The sequence below is a fragment of the Streptococcus parasanguinis genome (assembly GCF_031582885.1).
In the GTDB taxonomy this organism is placed as follows: Bacteria; Bacillota; Bacilli; order Lactobacillales; family Streptococcaceae; genus Streptococcus; species Streptococcus parasanguinis_M.
Genome location: NZ_CP133988.1, coordinates 1,373,117 through 1,388,210 on the forward strand (window position 1 = coordinate 1,373,117; position 15,094 = coordinate 1,388,210).

Genomic DNA, 15,094 nt, shown 5'->3' on the forward strand with positions numbered 1-15,094 from the left:
GATTGTAATTCGCTCATGTACCAATTTAATGGATCGTTCTGTAACATATTGTCTTCTCTCTTCATTCCTCATCTCAGAGAATTCTGGTGATTTATGGTAAAATAAGGTCTATATATGTGAGGACAAAGAGATGATTAATCGAGTAACAGACAACAAATTTAAACTAGTCTCCAAATACCAACCGTCTGGGGATCAACCGCAGGCCATTGAACAGTTGGTGGATAACATCGAGGGTGGTGAAAAGGCCCAAATCTTGATGGGGGCAACTGGTACGGGGAAGACATATACTATGAGTCAGGTCATTGCCCAGGTCAATAAGCCGACCCTGGTCATCGCCCACAATAAAACCCTAGCGGGCCAGCTCTATGGGGAGTTTAAGGAATTTTTCCCTGAAAATGCGGTCGAGTACTTCGTATCTTACTACGATTACTACCAGCCTGAAGCCTATGTGCCATCGAGTGATACCTATATCGAAAAAGATAGCTCGGTCAATGATGAGATTGACAAGCTTCGTCACTCAGCAACCTCCGCTCTTTTAGAACGAAATGACGTTATTGTAGTTGCGTCTGTTTCATGTATCTATGGGTTGGGTTCGCCTAAGGAATATTCCGACAGCGTGGTCAGCCTGCGTCCAGGTCTGGAGATTTCTCGTGATCGTTTGCTCAATGACCTGGTGGACATCCAGTTTGAACGCAATGATATCGACTTTCAACGGGGGAAATTCCGTGTCCGTGGAGATGTGGTCGAGATTTTCCCAGCTTCGCGTGATGAGCATGCCTTTCGAGTCGAGTTTTTCGGGGATGAGATTGAGCGGATTCGTGAGATTGAAGCTTTGACCGGCCAGGTTCTAGGAGATGTGGACCACTTAGCGATCTTCCCAGCTACTCACTTCGTGACCAATGACGACCATATGGAAGTGGCCATTGCCAAGATTCAGGCGGAACTAGAGGAGCAGTTAAAAGTCTTTGAAAAAGAAGGTAAGCTTTTAGAAGCCCAACGCCTGAAACAACGGACTGAGTATGATATTGAAATGTTGCGAGAGATGGGCTATACCAATGGTGTCGAAAACTACTCTCGTCATATGGATGGCCGGAGTGAAGGAGAGCCACCGTACACCCTTTTGGATTTCTTCCCTGAAGATTTCCTCATCATGATTGATGAAAGCCACATGACCATGGGCCAAATCAAGGGTATGTACAATGGAGACCGCTCACGCAAGGAGATGTTGGTCAACTATGGCTTCCGTTTGCCGTCTGCCTTGGACAACCGGCCACTGCGTCGTGAAGAGTTTGAAAGCCATGTCCACCAGATTGTCTATGTGTCAGCGACACCAGGTGACTATGAGATGGAACAAACGGACACCGTCATCGAGCAGATTATTCGTCCAACTGGTCTTCTGGATCCAGAAGTGGAAGTGCGCCCTACCATGGGACAAATGGACGATCTCTTGGGAGAGATCAATGCGCGTGTAGAACGTGGAGAGCGGACCTTTGTCACTACCCTGACCAAGAAGATGGCAGAAGACTTGACCGACTACTTCAAGGAAATGGGTGTTAAAGTCAAATACATGCACTCGGACATTAAGACCTTGGAGCGGACGGAGATTATTCGTGATTTGCGTTTAGGGGTCTTTGATGTCTTGGTCGGTATCAACCTGCTTCGGGAAGGGATTGACGTACCAGAAGTTAGTCTGGTGGCCATTCTCGATGCGGACAAGGAAGGTTTCCTCCGTAATGAGCGTGGACTGATCCAGACCATCGGTCGTGCAGCCCGTAATAGTGAGGGGCACGTGATCATGTATGCGGACACCATAACCCAGTCTATGCAAAAAGCCATCGATGAAACGGCCCGCCGTCGCCAGATTCAGATGGCCTATAACGAAGAGCATGGCATTGTGCCACAAACCATCAAAAAGGAAATCCGAGATCTTATTTCTGTTACTAAGGCTGTGGCCAAGGAAGAAGACAAGGAAGTGGATATCACCAGTCTCAACCGCCAAGAGCGCAAAGAACTGGTCAAGAAACTGCAAGGTCAAATGCAAGAAGCCGTCGAAGTGCTTGATTTCGAATTGGCAGCCCAAATCCGCGATATGATGTTGGAAGTGAAGGCCTTGGATTAGAAAGGATAAAGCGAATGAAGATTATCATTAAAGCAATGGAAACTCCTGAAGAGATAGAAGGAAAATCTCTCGTTCATTTGCAAACGTGGAGAGAGGCTTATGACGATCTTTTACCCGCGGATTTTCAGGAGACGATGACATTAGAAAAATGTCGATTCTTTAGTCAAAAATATCCAGAAAATACCTTGATTGCGATGGATGGAAAGAAGGTCGTTGGATTTATCAGCTATGGAAATTTTCGTGATGAAGCCATTCAAGCTGGTGAAATCATCGCCCTATATGTTTTAAAAGATTACTATGGAAAAGGTGTGAGTAAACAGTTAATGCATGCTGCATTTGTTGCTCTTGATCAATTCTCTGAAATTTATTTATGGGTATTGAAAGATAATAAGCGAGCCATTGCTTTCTATCAAAAAATGGGTTTTACTTTTGATGGCCAAGAACAAATACTTAAACTTGGAAAACCTGTTAAGGAATTGCGGATGATATGTTCTTCAAATAAAAATTCCTAAAGGACGTATCTATCAATCTTTGAACCATTATCAATTAATCAAGTAAAAATATAAAAGAGATAGAATGAACCAAAGAGATGAAGGAGAAGACGAATGAAGATTCTAGTCATCAATGGGCATCCGGATAAGGAAAGTTACTGTCAGGCTATTTTCCAAACCATTGTAAGCAATTTGGACACAAGCCGTCATGAGATTATAACTATTAATCTCAATGAAGAAGACTTTGATCCGGTCCTTCGCTATGGCTATCGAAAGCGGATGGAGGAAGATCCTTTTATCCTTCGTTCTCAAGAATGGATCCAGTGGGCGGATCACCTGATCTTTGTTTATCCCATCTGGTGGAGTAGTATGCCGAGCCTTATGAAGGGCTGGATCGACCGGGTCTTTACACCGGGGATTGCCTACTCGGCCAATGATCAGGGAAGCTTTATCTGGAATTACCTCAGAGGCAAGCAATTCAAGAAGTTGCTCAAAGGAAAAACAGCCAGTATTTATGCGACCTCCATGGCGCCTACTTGGTGGTACAAGATCTTTTCAGGCCCTCTCAACATTCCTGATAGTTATGGCATTTCTGTTTTGAAAAATGCCGTCTTGAACCACTGTGGGATTAAAACCAAACGCGTGTGTATCTTGGGAGAGGTTGGACGGGATGTGAACACTGCTAGCATTCGGGAACAGCATTTCCAAAAGGTCGCAGCAGAAGTGAAGAAACTTTGATCAGAGATGGGAGACTACTGATAAGTTAGTGTCTTTAGTTGTATTTTGAATAGGTTTTAGTTAAACTATTAATATAATTTATAAAACATAGGGATGATTCAATATGCTGCTATTTATCTATATGATCTATGTCGTTCTTTCACTATCCAAAATGAAAAATGAAGGAAAAAGGGTCTCTATTTTTACTAAGGTAATTGTTTACGGCCTATTGATTCTCTCTTTGTTTATGTTCTATTTCAGATTTTTGGCATTTTTATTTAGTCCATTGCCATTTTTTGGCTTTCTAGCGGCTCTTGCTATTGGAGGTATGATGCTATCTCTTAAACTAGTTATTGCCCTTGCTTTGCTTTTGTTATCTCTTAGCCTATTCTTAGATAGCAAAAATAGTAATCCGGAAACGCCTCTCATTGATCATTGGCTACGGTTGGCAGTCCATATTCTGTTGATCTTTATTTAAGGGAAAAACTCCACTTTCAACCTTGAAAGCGGAGTTTTTTTTGTCCTTAGAAATTAGTAACCCACCAGAAATGGAAGTGAAAATTCTCAAATGAGGGTATCCACTCAATGCACATTGACGAACCTCTGAATTAACTTTATAATATAGTTAGTTACAGCATTTCTAAATAAGGAGGCTTCTCTATGCTTAAGCGGTTAAATGGTTTTAAAATGTTTTATTTATTCTCTCTAATTTTTTTAGTCATTGAATTACTATTGGTTGTTTTTGGTCTATCCTTTATTCCGATTCTCTGCAGTTTGTGGTTTGACTCTCTGTTTTTCGTATTATTTTGCCATATTTGGAGCAACTTTTATAAAAAGAGTGGAGCTGAATCGGTTCATGCTTTCTCATTCATTTTTAGTTTCATTTTTACTTTATTTTTTTGGGGTTTTCTATGCCTGTCCTTTTCCGATAATGAAAATACTATGATCCCTCCAATCTATCATAGTGCGGAAATCCAAGGGAATTATGTTGAAATTCCCCATGGGGTGATCCCTATAAGAAGTCGTGATTACTATGAACTAGTCAATCCTTTTATTATGAAAATAAAAGCGAAATATAGTGATGAAGGGTACTAATCAGAAAGTTGTTTTTTCTTATTCATTATTTCATCTATCTCATTTGTATGTACAGATTACGGTTAAGATTGTCATTAGGAACCAAGAGAATGTAGAAAGTATTTTTAAACTTTTGCTGTTTTTTCCCGTAAGGGATAGAAGTATAATGAAAAAACAAAGCAATGGTATAAATGAGCTTCAATCATGTAAAAGTGACTAAATGTGTTTTTTATTGTATTATATCTCCTATTTTTTGTGATTTGGATTGGACAGATATATTTGCAAAGTTTAGGTTTATCGTTTATTCATTTTTTGTTGAACAAATGGTTTTCTTTACTATTTATCACTATATTTTTTCACCCATGGTTTTTTTATAAAAAAGGTCATTTAAAGAAACTCATACCTTTCTCCATTTCCTAACTGTTATAGTTGGATTTGGTATTTTTATGGTTAGTTTCGCGATATTTCAGGTAGCCTCAACTGTTGAATTTTCAATCATGAACTATCGTTTGGAAGGTGATGTAATTTTTTTATACGAACAGCCTTTATTGCAATTCCCAGCTTACCATGAATTAATCAATCTCTTTGGCACGAAGAAAGAAATAGAGAAGAAAGTTTATATTGATTAATTGTCAATATCATAGAAAGGAAATATATGTCACGTACAACGCCTACTATACTGTGCAATCTTTGCATGGTCGAAGATCTTGAAAATAGGAAAGTAGTCCTCCAATACCGCTCACCTGAAAAGACTCACTGGGCTGGCCATGCTTTTCCAGGTGGCCATATCGAGGAAGGAGAAAGTCTTGCTGAATCCGTCATTCGTGAAGTCTACGAAGAGACAGGACTGACAATTGCAGATCCAAAACTGGTTGCAGTCAAAGACTGGGAGCCAGATGAGGGAGGACGCTATATTGTCTTTTGCTACAAAGCAACAGAATTTACAGGCCAGCTCAGATCGTCTGAAGAAGGAGAAGTTTCTTGGGTTGAGAAGGACCAATTAGAAAAGTTGGACTTATCCTACGACATGCTTCCTCTGCTGGAAGTGATGGAAGACCCAGATTTATCCGAGTACTATTATCGCAAACGGACAGACGACGACTGGGAAAAATTAAGATTTTAAGTAAAGGGGCTAGAGGTATCTAGTTCTTTTTTCTCTTCAAATTTCTCTTCAAAGATAAAATGTTGCCTAAAGCATTGAGAATGTTCCATTAGTGCTTGAATCTGCTTTAAAAAAGTACTATAGTATAAGCATAAAATACAATTGTAATCTTTCATACTGTGAATAGAAAGAAGGCAAGATATGAAATTACAATTTAGAATCCTTATAGGAATTTGCTTCTTGATCGGTGCCTTAGTCTTTACCTTTCAAAAGGAATGGTTATACGCTTTGCTGTTGCTTTTAGTTGGGGCTTCTTACCTTTATAAAGGAGTGCGTCGATGAAGAGTGAGTGTTTAAACATCAAGGGGCTAAACGTTTGGTATAAAAAAGACAAGCCCGTTATAAAAGACACGAATCTGCTTGTACCCAATCATTCTGTAGTAGGGTTGATTGGTCGAAATGGAGCTGGGAAGACAACCTTGCTAAAAGCTTTAAGTAGTGTCTTTGATCATCGGCAGTATGCAGTTGAGACTGTTACCATTGAAGACAAGGTGACATCTTTTCATACGAATTTCTATAGGAGCCGTACCTATACAGTTTTTACTGAAAACAATAGTTTTTTAAACTGGGATTTTGTTCATTATTTTAATTTTGTCTGTCGTTTGTATCTTCGAAAGAGAGATGAAAAGGTATTGCAGGACCTGATCTCAGGTTTTCATTTTGAAGAATTTCTCAACACCGATATCGGTAGTTTGTCAACGGGAAATAAGAAGAAAGTCTTCCTGATCACAGCTTTTTATCTCAAACCTTCCCTCCTTATTTTGGACGAACCATTTGATGGCCTTGATTTTGATGCGACAGAATTTCTATATGGTTTGCTATTGCAGTATAAAGAAGAAGGCTCTATTCTGATGAGTTCGCATATCGCAGAGAGTATCGTTCGAGTCTGTGATACAGCTTATTACATTGAAGATGGTCACCTAGACGCGATCGAATCGAATTTAGAAGATTGGTTTCATGACGTCAATCGTCAGAGGAGGTAGAGCATGCTACTAGCAATTTTTAGAGATTTGGTATCCAAAAATCGGTTCTTCTTGTTCTTGACTTCCTTAGCCTTTGCTCTTTATTACCATGTTGTTGGGGCCAAATTTTCTACGAGCTTTCAAGTCTTATTCATCAGTACGGCTATTGTCACTGCTCTATCAACCTTTCAATTGCTCTATTCCTACTTTTCGATGGACAGGGTCCAGGCCTATTACCAGCTTCCTTTGTCTCTCAATAGTTTCAAAGGTTCTTTTCTGACGGTAACCTTTCTTCTCAATTTGTTAGAGCGCGTGCTGTTATTGATCCTCTTTTTGGGAGTCAAGTTAGACCTGCCACAATCCTTTAAGCTTGCCCTCCTATCTTTACTGGTGGTATTGAGTATGTTTTATATCTTTATCCAGTTCAATACAAGGCCCAGTTTTCTAGGAGGGGTGCTCATTTTTGTAACGACTGTTCTTACAGTCTCTTCTTTATGGGTCCAACAAGTGTCCTATATGATCTTACTGTCAGTCCTCCTTGCTGTCTTAATTTTTAAAAATGAGGACTTGATCGCGATTTCAAAAAATGATCAGTTGCTCGTCGCAAAGAGAAGAAGTGGCAATTATTTTTGGCTTTCCTTGTTTCAAGAGCGCTATTTTTCCATCAATTTTGTCTTTACTCTCATATTCCTCCTTCTCATTCTGATACAGGATTATAATGCTCCTTTAAAAATCATCATTCTTTTAACGATGGCTTCTGTCAATACGCCATTAACCACCCTCATTTCCGCGGATAAAGATTTGATTGATCATGTTAAGTCACTTCCTAAGAGTCGGTTCTTTTACTTGATGTATTACCGTGTATTGCTGACTTATTTCTTAGCTGTGAATCTATTTGTTGCTCTATTATTAAAAATGGTGGTCATGCCTAATTTGGGGATTCTATTTTTACTAGGAGTCATGATTCTAGCAGTAGTGGAAGCTTTTTTGCACTTACTTATTGAAATCTATTTCCCTTTAAGAAAATGGAATTTAAAGAGGGAATGTTGGAAGCACCCACGAAAATACATTGTTCCTAGTATCGTCTTCTTACTTAGTTGGAGTCTCCTTTTCTGTTTCTAAGGAATTGCTCCTTCGCTTGTATCTAGATCTTAATTGTAGTATGATAGAGGAGTTGAAAAGATGCTAGAAAAGGTGGCAAGTATATGAAAGATTTTCACTTTGATGCAATTGCTGCATTTGAAAATTACGAAATTGAAAAGATGAGAGATGGCCATGTAGTGGTGTCAACCAAGGTCGTTGAATCATCCCTCAATTATTATGGAAATGCGCATGGAGGCTACCTCTTTACCCTGTGTGACCAGATCAGTGGTTTGGTCGTGATTTCTCAGGGAGTCGATGGTGTGACCTTGCAATCCTCCATCAATTACTTGAAAGCAGGGCGTCTGGGGGATGTCCTCACGATCCATGGCGAATGTGTCCACAGTGGACGGACGACTCGAGTTGTGGATGTTGATATTACCAATCAAGACGGTGTCAATGTCTGCAAGGCAACCTTTACGATGTTTGTTACGGGAGTGAGAGATGAATCCGCACAAGTACGCATTTAAAAATTATATTTTTGATTTTTATGGAACCTTGGTCGACATCGAAACCGATGAGTCAAGTCCAGTTTTATGGGATACCATGGCTCAGATTTACCAATCCTACGGGGCAAGTTACACAGGAGAAGGTCTGCGCCTGCGTTATAGAGAGTTGGTGCAGCAAGCCGAAGCAGACTTGGCCAAGGAAAAACAAGTTGCCCATCCTGAGATTGATCTGACGGTCATTTTTGTGCAATTGTATTTAGAAAGTCTTCCTAGTGGAAACAGTGTTGCCCACCTCAAAGAGTGGGGACGTTTGATTGCACGGACTTTCCGTGTCCTTTCTCGCAAACGATTGGAGCTTTATCCTCACACAAAAGAAGTATTAGAGGATATGAAAACTGCAGGTTGCCGGATCTATCTCTTATCCAATGCCCAAGCAGAATTTACCAATCCTGAGATTGATTTAGTAGGCTTGAGAGAACTTTTCCATGCCATTCACTTGTCATCAGATGCAGGTGTTCGCAAACCTCAGCCAGAGTTCCTCTTGGAAGTGCTGAAAGAACACCAGTTGAACCCTGAAAAAACGGTCATGGTGGGGAATGACTTTACAACAGATGTCGCTGTCGCCCAAAGTATCGGCATGGAGAGTATCTTGATCAATACCTTTCCATACTCTGATACTGAACTGCGCGAGAAGAATCAAACAGGCGTGCGCGTGATTCGGGATATTCAAGAATTGCAAGAAGATTGAAAGATATCATCTATGTAAGGAGGCCGAGTTGCCTCCTTTTTATACAGTCGAGCAGGATTTGTCAAATTTTTGCTTTCATGGTATACTATGAAAGTTAATTTGAATAAGGAGATAAAAATGAATAACTTACCAAACTGTCCAAAATGTAACTCTGAATATGTCTATGAAGATGGAGCGCTCTTGGTGTGCCCAGAGTGTGCGTATGAATGGAACCCAGCTGAGGTCGAAGAAGAAGAGGGTGTCGTAGCGATTGATGCCAACGGAAACAAATTGGCTGATGGCGATACGGTGACCTTGATCAAAGATTTGAAAGTGAAGGGTGCACCGAAAGATTTGAAACAAGGTACGCGCGTGAAAAATATCCGTATCGTTGAAGGAGACCACAACATAGATTGTAAGATTGATGGCTTTGGTGCAATGAAACTCAAATCAGAATTTGTGAAGAAGATTTAAAGAACAGTACACAAATTAATAGAGTTGTTTAAGTTTATAATGGAACTTTCCGCTGTGAGAAAAGTACTTGAAACAGTATTGTTTCAAGTACTCGGGAGTTTTGAAACTTTAGGTTCAAAACTAAGTCATGGAACTTCGTAGAAGTTCGCTGACGTCCGTCCTCACTTAAGGAAAGTTCCTGATTAAACTAAAGGGCCTAGCCCATTTTCTTTCAGGAGAATACTATGAAATCCAAACTATTATTTAGCTATCGTTTTCTATTGCTTATTTTGAGTGTACTTGGCGTTTATCTACAACTGACCAAGCATGGTGGTTTTGGCATGATGCTCTATTACACCATTTTATCCAACATGTTGGTCATGTTCTTTATGGGAGACATGGTTTGGCGCATGGTTCGAGGTCGTTCGACCCAGACTCAGGGCTACCTTCGTATGAAAGGCGCAGTTACCATGTCCATTATGATCACCTGTGTCATCTACCACTTTATGTTGGCGCCTCTTGCGACGCCAGAGAAGTTTTATCGTTTGGAAAACTTCCTTTGTCATTACATCGTTCCTTTGATGTTCTTCTTTGATACTCTAGTGATTGATAAAGCCAAGCAATACCGTAAGCTCGATCCCTTCCTTTGGACCTCGATTCCCCTGGCTTACATGCTCTTTGCCCTTCTCAATGGGTTAGTCTTGAAGTGGCCGATTCCAGGTGCAAAAGATAGTCCCTTTGCCTATTTCTTTATCAATGTTACTAAATACGGCTGGGCCTTTGTGGGCAAATGGGTGGTGATCATTTTTATCGCTTACCTCTTAGCTGGCTATGTGCTCTATGGGATTAAAAATATCAAGCGGAAATCGGCTGTTTCTTAGTAAAAACCGAACGTTATTCGGAAGAAAAGTCATGTTTTTAAAATTTTTTGAAAAATGTTGAGTTTTTTCTTGCATGTCGTTTGAAACTGTGATATAGTTATCTCAATTAAATAAATCCTTTAATCCTGTCCCGTGAGGCAGGCAAGGAGACTGTGAAAAACAATGGCTAGGACCATAGAGCGAGACTCTATCCTCTTAGACCATTCATTTGCTGAACCTCCTTGAAAAAGGAGGTTTTTCTTTTACAACTAAGGAGGACTGAATGAAAACCAAAGAAGTCGTTGATGATTTGACGATGAAACGGGCCATTACCCGGATCACCTACGAAATCATTGAACGAAACAAAGATTTGAGCCAGATTGTGCTGGTGGGGATCAAGACGCGTGGTGTTTACATCGCTCGCCGGATCCAAGAACGCCTCTCTCAGCTGGAACAAATCGATGTCCCTGTAGCAGAACTAGATACCAAGCCTTTCCGAGATGACATGAAGGCGACTGAGGATACGACGGTCTTACCAGTTGATATCGCTCATAGAGAAGTCATTTTGATCGATGATGTCCTCTATACAGGTCGCACGATTCGCGCTGCCATTGACAATCTGGTCAGTCACGGTCGTCCTGCTCGAGTGAGTCTTGCGGTTCTCGTCGACCGTGGGCATCGGGAGTTGCCGATTCGTCCGGACTTTGTTGGGAAAAATATCCCGACAAGTAAGTCAGAGGAAATCATTGTCGAGATGGTGGAGCTAGACGGTCAAGACCGCGTCCTCATCAAAGAAGCTTAAACAAATTGTAAATTATTTGCATTCACATTATAAAAGGAGAATCAACATGTCTGAAAATCAAATCGCTCTTAAAAACCTTGTCTCAATGGAAACTCTTACCAATGAAGAAGTAATGGCATTGATCAAACGTGGGATTGAGTTCAAAAACGGAGCTAAAGCATCCTACGAAGACCAACACATCATCTCAAACCTTTTCTTTGAACCTTCAACTCGTACCCACAAAGCCTTTGAAGTGGCAGAGTTGAAATTGGGATGTGATCTCCTTGACTTTGATGTGAAGACAAGTTCTGTGAACAAAGGGGAAACACTTTACGATACCATCTTGACCATGTCAGCTCTTGGTGTAGATGTCTGCGTCATCCGTCACCCTGAAGTGGACTACTACAAAGAATTGGTTGAAAGCCCAACGATCACAGCCTCTATCGTCAACGGTGGGGACGGTTCAGGTCAACACCCTAGCCAAAGCTTGCTTGATTTGATGACCATCTACCAAGAATTCGGTCACTTTGATGGCTTGAAAGTTTGTATCGCTGGGGACTTGGATCACTCACGTGTGGCAAAATCAAATATGCAAATCTTGAAACGTTTGGGAGCAACCCTCTACTTTGCAGGTCCAGACGAATGGAGAAGTGCGGAATTTGAAGACTATGGAACCTTCGTCACTATCGATGAAGTCATTGAAGAAGTAGATGTGATGATGTTCTTGCGTGTACAACACGAACGTCATGATTACGAATCACTCTTCTCTAAAGAAAACTACCATCGTCTTCATGGCTTGACTCAAGAACGTTATGACCGTATGAAAGATACAGCGATCTTGATGCACCCAGCACCAGTCAACCGTGACGTTGAAATTGCGGACCACTTGGTAGAAGCTCCTAAATCACGTATCGTAGAACAAATGACCAATGGTGTCTTTGTCCGTATGGCCATCATTGAAGCCGTCCTTAAAGGTCGCGGTGCAAAATAAGATAACTGACAATTCATTGAAAGGAAAGAAAGAGGACAGAGTAGACAGCTACATGGAATCTGACTTTCCTTTTTTTGAGGAACTATGATAAAATTGGATTAGTGTAAAAGAAGGGAGGGGTTCGATGAAACGATTATTGGTCCTAGAGGATGGGACTGTATTTGAAGGAGAAGCCTTTGGTGCAGACTTATATGTGACTGGTGAATTGGTCTTTACGACTGCCATGACAGGCCATCAAGAATTGATTACGGATCAGGCTTTTAGTGGCCAGATCCTCTCCTTTACCTTTCCAGTTATTGGCGCAACAGGGATCAATAGAGATGATTCTGAATCGATTACGCCGACATGTTTGGCAGTAGTCGTTCAGCATTTGGTGGAAATGCCAAGTAATTGGCGGCAGCAGATGACCTTGGATGAATTCTTGAAGCGAAAAAAAATCCCTGGTATTGTAGGGATTGATACAAGACAGGTAGCAAAAATTGTCCGCAAGTATGGACGGATGAAGGCGACTGTCATTAACAAGGGGGATTCGATAGAGCATATCCTGGATCAGTTGCGAGCAACGGTCCTTCCCAAAGACCAAGTGCGTCAAGTCTCGACAAAAACGGCCTATGCTGTACCAGGTTTTGGAAAGAGTATTGCCTTGATTGATTTAGGTGTCAAACACTCTGTCTTACGCCAGCTGAGTCAAAGGGACTGTAATGTTACGGTCTATCCCTATGACATCTCTTATAATGAACTGATGGAACAGCAGCCCGATGGCGTTATTTTATCCAGTGGGCCTGGCGATCCCCATCAGGTGAAAAAACTCTGTCGCTTGATCCAAAAAATCAATGGTCAAATTCCGATCTGGGGCATGGGCTTGGGAGCACAGGTACTGGCTCAAGCTTACGGGGCTGAGCTAGCTCCCATGGAAGTCGGGCATTTCGGCTTAAATATTCCTGTGCGTGAAATTGCGACAGGAAAAATCGAGATAACGAGTCAAAATCATTTGTATAGTATTGCCAGAGATAGTCTGCCTCATGATTTATTGGTCACGCATGAAAACGTAAATGACCATAGTATTGAAGGTTTTCGTCATCGTTACCAACCGATTTTAGGGGTTCAATTCCAAGTGGATGCTAGTCCAGGGCCAAGGGACAATCTCTATTTTTACGATGAATTTTTAGAGTTGATTGATGCCAAAATTCACGAAAGTAGAAGGGAGAAGGAATGATGAAAGAAAACCAGAAATTGCTTCTCCTATGTGGAGATTCTTATCAGGATATTAGCCTCTTGGCTGCGGTAAATGAAGCACAAAAACTTAATGTCAAGGACGGGAATGCTCTTGTCCTTTATCTGGGTGAAGAAAATGCTATCACACAGGAAGCTGGAGAACAGGTTGTAGTCAGTAAGCTCAAGTTGGATGCTCTTAGGACGACTCTTCTTTCTTATACTGGATCTCGCTTGCTCTTAGCCTTTGCGGATAAACAGATTTTGAATCTCTTGTTTCGTTTGGAAGAAACTGGATTTTTCAAAGACGAATCGATCATGATTATCGGACCGAGCCTCCAACGCTACCGTAGTTTTTATCAGCAGGCGGATCAACGACGCCTCTTTCAAGAGTTGGGCTATCAGGTACCCGCTTCCGCACTGGTTGGTTCGGTTCGCGAAGCCATCGAGTTTTCTGAAGGCATTCAATTTCCTATTATGATCTGGCCGGTAGCGAGTAAGCAAGGGCAGGGGCGAAAGATTGCTCATAACTTGGATGACTTGTGCGAAGCAGTAGAAACAGGACTTTCAGTCTCTCCAAGTCAGCAGTGTTTGCTAGAATTTTCGACCTATGGCTTTAAGGAATTGGATTTTGTCGTCATGCGGGATCGCGAAGAAAATCACTACCTGGCGGCCTCTATTGAAAGCATTGATCCTGTCGGAATCCACTCTAGTGACTCTTATCAATTTATGCCAGCGGTCACCCTGACTGACCGGGAGTTTCAAAATCTTCGTGAAGCAGCAATCCACATTAGTCGCTATTTGAAGCTGACAGGAGCTGTTTCCATCAAGTTTGCTCTTGATCCGACGAGCTATGCTTTTTATATCCTAGAAGTTAACCCATTTGCTTCAGACAGTATCTCGATGGCCTCTATGGGCTTGGGCTATTCCTTGTTTGAGCAAGGAGTTCAGTTACAATTAGGGCGCTCTCTCGAGCATTTGCCTCACCCCTTATTAAAGGATCTAAAGGCTGTTTACGAACCAAGTTTGGACTATATCTTCTTTAAGATCCCGATTTTTTCTGATGCTGCTAAAAATGCCCGCCTCAATACCCAAATTCACTCTTATGGGGCAGTTTATGGATTTGGGAAGAGAATCGATGAAGCTTATCAACAAGCCCTAGAAACCATTAAAGACAAGAACTTGCTGACCATTCTTCCTGAGGAAATGAGCGATGATGAATTAATCCAGAAAATTGCTCGTCATATGCCCCATCGGCTCTTCTATATCTTAGAAGCTTTGAAACGTGGTTTTGAGTTTGAGGAACTCTTGGATTTGAGTAAATTAGCACCTGTCTATTTGCAGGTCCTAGCCAATCTTGTAGCAATGGAAAAAGAAGCAGAAGTTGCAACAAGCCCAGCCTTTCTTCCGGTTGAGCCATCAGCCGGCTTATATGAGGTCAAAGCGGGCGCAGCCTATTATCTGACACAGAATGGAACCAATGAATCATTGGGTTTGGACGCTGCTTGTGTCTTGGTGGATGATCTAGAAATCTGCGATGAGCGTTTTTACCAAAAGGTGAGAAAGCAAGTGAAAGAGCTGAAAGAAAAAGGACAACAGGTGATCTTAGTCACGAATCGTCCTTTTACAGAATCTTTGGCAGATAAAGTCTATTATCTTCCTATTAATGAGACAAGCCTTCACCTGATTCAGACCATTGATCAGGTCAAAGAAATTGTCAAGCTTTCAAACATACAATAAAGGATCCGGACAAACTATCCGAATCCTTAGATTGAAAATAAAATTATATTTTAAAACTTTCCTTAGGTGAGTACGGACGTCAGCGAACTTCGAAGAAGTTCCATGACTTAGTTTTGAGCCTGAGGTCTCAAAACTCCCGAGTGCTAGAAACAAGTGTGTTTCTAGCACTTTTCTCATAGCGGAAAGTTTCGGTACATTCTCAATGATATTTAAAGG

Annotated in this window: 16 protein-coding genes; all 16 read left to right on the top strand. The window is 41.3% G+C overall.

The window, feature by feature from the left end:
* Positions 1 to 130 precede the first annotated feature (130 nt).
* The 16 genes from uvrB to RDV49_RS06575 all read left to right on the top strand — a co-directional run bounded on the left by uvrB (position 131) and on the right by RDV49_RS06575 (position 14,878).
* Positions 131 to 2,119 (top strand): excinuclease ABC subunit UvrB, encoded by a 1,989-nt coding sequence (uvrB, locus tag RDV49_RS06500; protein WP_003007535.1) that lies wholly within the window; start codon positions 131 to 133, stop codon positions 2,117 to 2,119.
* 14 nt (positions 2,120 to 2,133) lie between these two features.
* The gene (locus RDV49_RS06505; protein ID WP_003007532.1) at positions 2,134 to 2,631 is read left to right on the top strand and encodes a GNAT family N-acetyltransferase; all 498 of its coding nucleotides are present in this window, start codon (positions 2,134 to 2,136) and stop codon (positions 2,629 to 2,631) included.
* A gap of 93 nt (positions 2,632 to 2,724) precedes the next feature.
* The gene (locus RDV49_RS06510; protein WP_003007529.1) at positions 2,725 to 3,348 is read left to right on the top strand and encodes an NAD(P)H-dependent oxidoreductase; all 624 of its coding nucleotides are present in this window, start codon (positions 2,725 to 2,727) and stop codon (positions 3,346 to 3,348) included.
* 103 nt (positions 3,349 to 3,451) lie between these two features.
* Entirely contained in the window at positions 3,452 to 3,805 is a 354-nt protein-coding gene (locus tag RDV49_RS06515; RefSeq protein ID WP_003007526.1) for a hypothetical protein, read from the top strand.
* A gap of 182 nt (positions 3,806 to 3,987) precedes the next feature.
* Entirely contained in the window at positions 3,988 to 4,422 is a 435-nt protein-coding gene (locus RDV49_RS06520; RefSeq protein WP_070665345.1) for a hypothetical protein, read from the top strand.
* 634 nt (positions 4,423 to 5,056) lie between these two features.
* Positions 5,057 to 5,524 carry an 8-oxo-dGTP diphosphatase gene (locus tag RDV49_RS06525; RefSeq protein WP_176745564.1) on the top strand — a complete coding sequence of 156 codons (468 nt, stop codon included), beginning with the start codon at positions 5,057 to 5,059 and terminating at the stop codon, positions 5,522 to 5,524.
* 317 nt (positions 5,525 to 5,841) lie between these two features.
* A complete protein-coding gene (locus RDV49_RS06530; protein WP_003007510.1) occupies positions 5,842 to 6,546 on the top strand; it encodes an ATP-binding cassette domain-containing protein in 705 nt (234 codons plus the stop codon).
* A 3-nt stretch (positions 6,547 to 6,549) separates the two neighbouring features.
* Positions 6,550 to 7,647: a hypothetical protein gene (locus RDV49_RS06535; RefSeq protein WP_003007508.1), complete on the top strand. Its 1,098-nt coding sequence runs from the start codon at positions 6,550 to 6,552 to the stop codon at positions 7,645 to 7,647.
* An 83-nt stretch (positions 7,648 to 7,730) separates the two neighbouring features.
* On the top strand, positions 7,731 to 8,135 hold the full coding sequence (locus RDV49_RS06540) for a PaaI family thioesterase (protein WP_003007506.1): 405 nt from the start codon (positions 7,731 to 7,733) through the stop codon (positions 8,133 to 8,135).
* Complete coding sequence (locus RDV49_RS06545) at positions 8,110 to 8,862, top strand: HAD family hydrolase (RefSeq protein ID WP_003007505.1); 753 nt, start codon at positions 8,110 to 8,112, stop codon at positions 8,860 to 8,862. Before RDV49_RS06540 ends, RDV49_RS06545 begins: the two co-directional genes overlap by 26 nt.
* 117 nt (positions 8,863 to 8,979) lie before the next feature.
* Complete coding sequence (locus tag RDV49_RS06550) at positions 8,980 to 9,315, top strand: zinc ribbon domain-containing protein YjdM (protein WP_003016288.1); 336 nt, start codon at positions 8,980 to 8,982, stop codon at positions 9,313 to 9,315.
* A gap of 224 nt (positions 9,316 to 9,539) precedes the next feature.
* Positions 9,540 to 10,175, top strand: a complete 636-nt coding sequence (locus RDV49_RS06555) for a Pr6Pr family membrane protein (protein ID WP_003007499.1) — start codon at positions 9,540 to 9,542, stop codon at positions 10,173 to 10,175.
* Between the two features lie 262 nt (positions 10,176 to 10,437).
* On the top strand, positions 10,438 to 10,956 hold the full coding sequence (pyrR, locus tag RDV49_RS06560) for a bifunctional pyr operon transcriptional regulator/uracil phosphoribosyltransferase PyrR (protein WP_003001719.1): 519 nt from the start codon (positions 10,438 to 10,440) through the stop codon (positions 10,954 to 10,956).
* 46 nt (positions 10,957 to 11,002) lie between these two features.
* On the top strand, positions 11,003 to 11,926 hold the full coding sequence (locus RDV49_RS06565; protein WP_003007497.1) for an aspartate carbamoyltransferase catalytic subunit: 924 nt from the start codon (positions 11,003 to 11,005) through the stop codon (positions 11,924 to 11,926).
* Between the two features lie 124 nt (positions 11,927 to 12,050).
* Positions 12,051 to 13,142: a carbamoyl phosphate synthase small subunit gene (locus RDV49_RS06570; RefSeq protein ID WP_003007496.1), complete on the top strand. Its 1,092-nt coding sequence runs from the start codon at positions 12,051 to 12,053 to the stop codon at positions 13,140 to 13,142.
* Positions 13,139 to 14,878 carry an ATP-binding protein gene (locus tag RDV49_RS06575; RefSeq protein ID WP_003007494.1) on the top strand — a complete coding sequence of 580 codons (1,740 nt, stop codon included), beginning with the start codon at positions 13,139 to 13,141 and terminating at the stop codon, positions 14,876 to 14,878. Before RDV49_RS06570 ends, RDV49_RS06575 begins: the two co-directional genes overlap by 4 nt.
* The last annotated feature ends 216 nt before the right edge of the window (positions 14,879 to 15,094 follow it).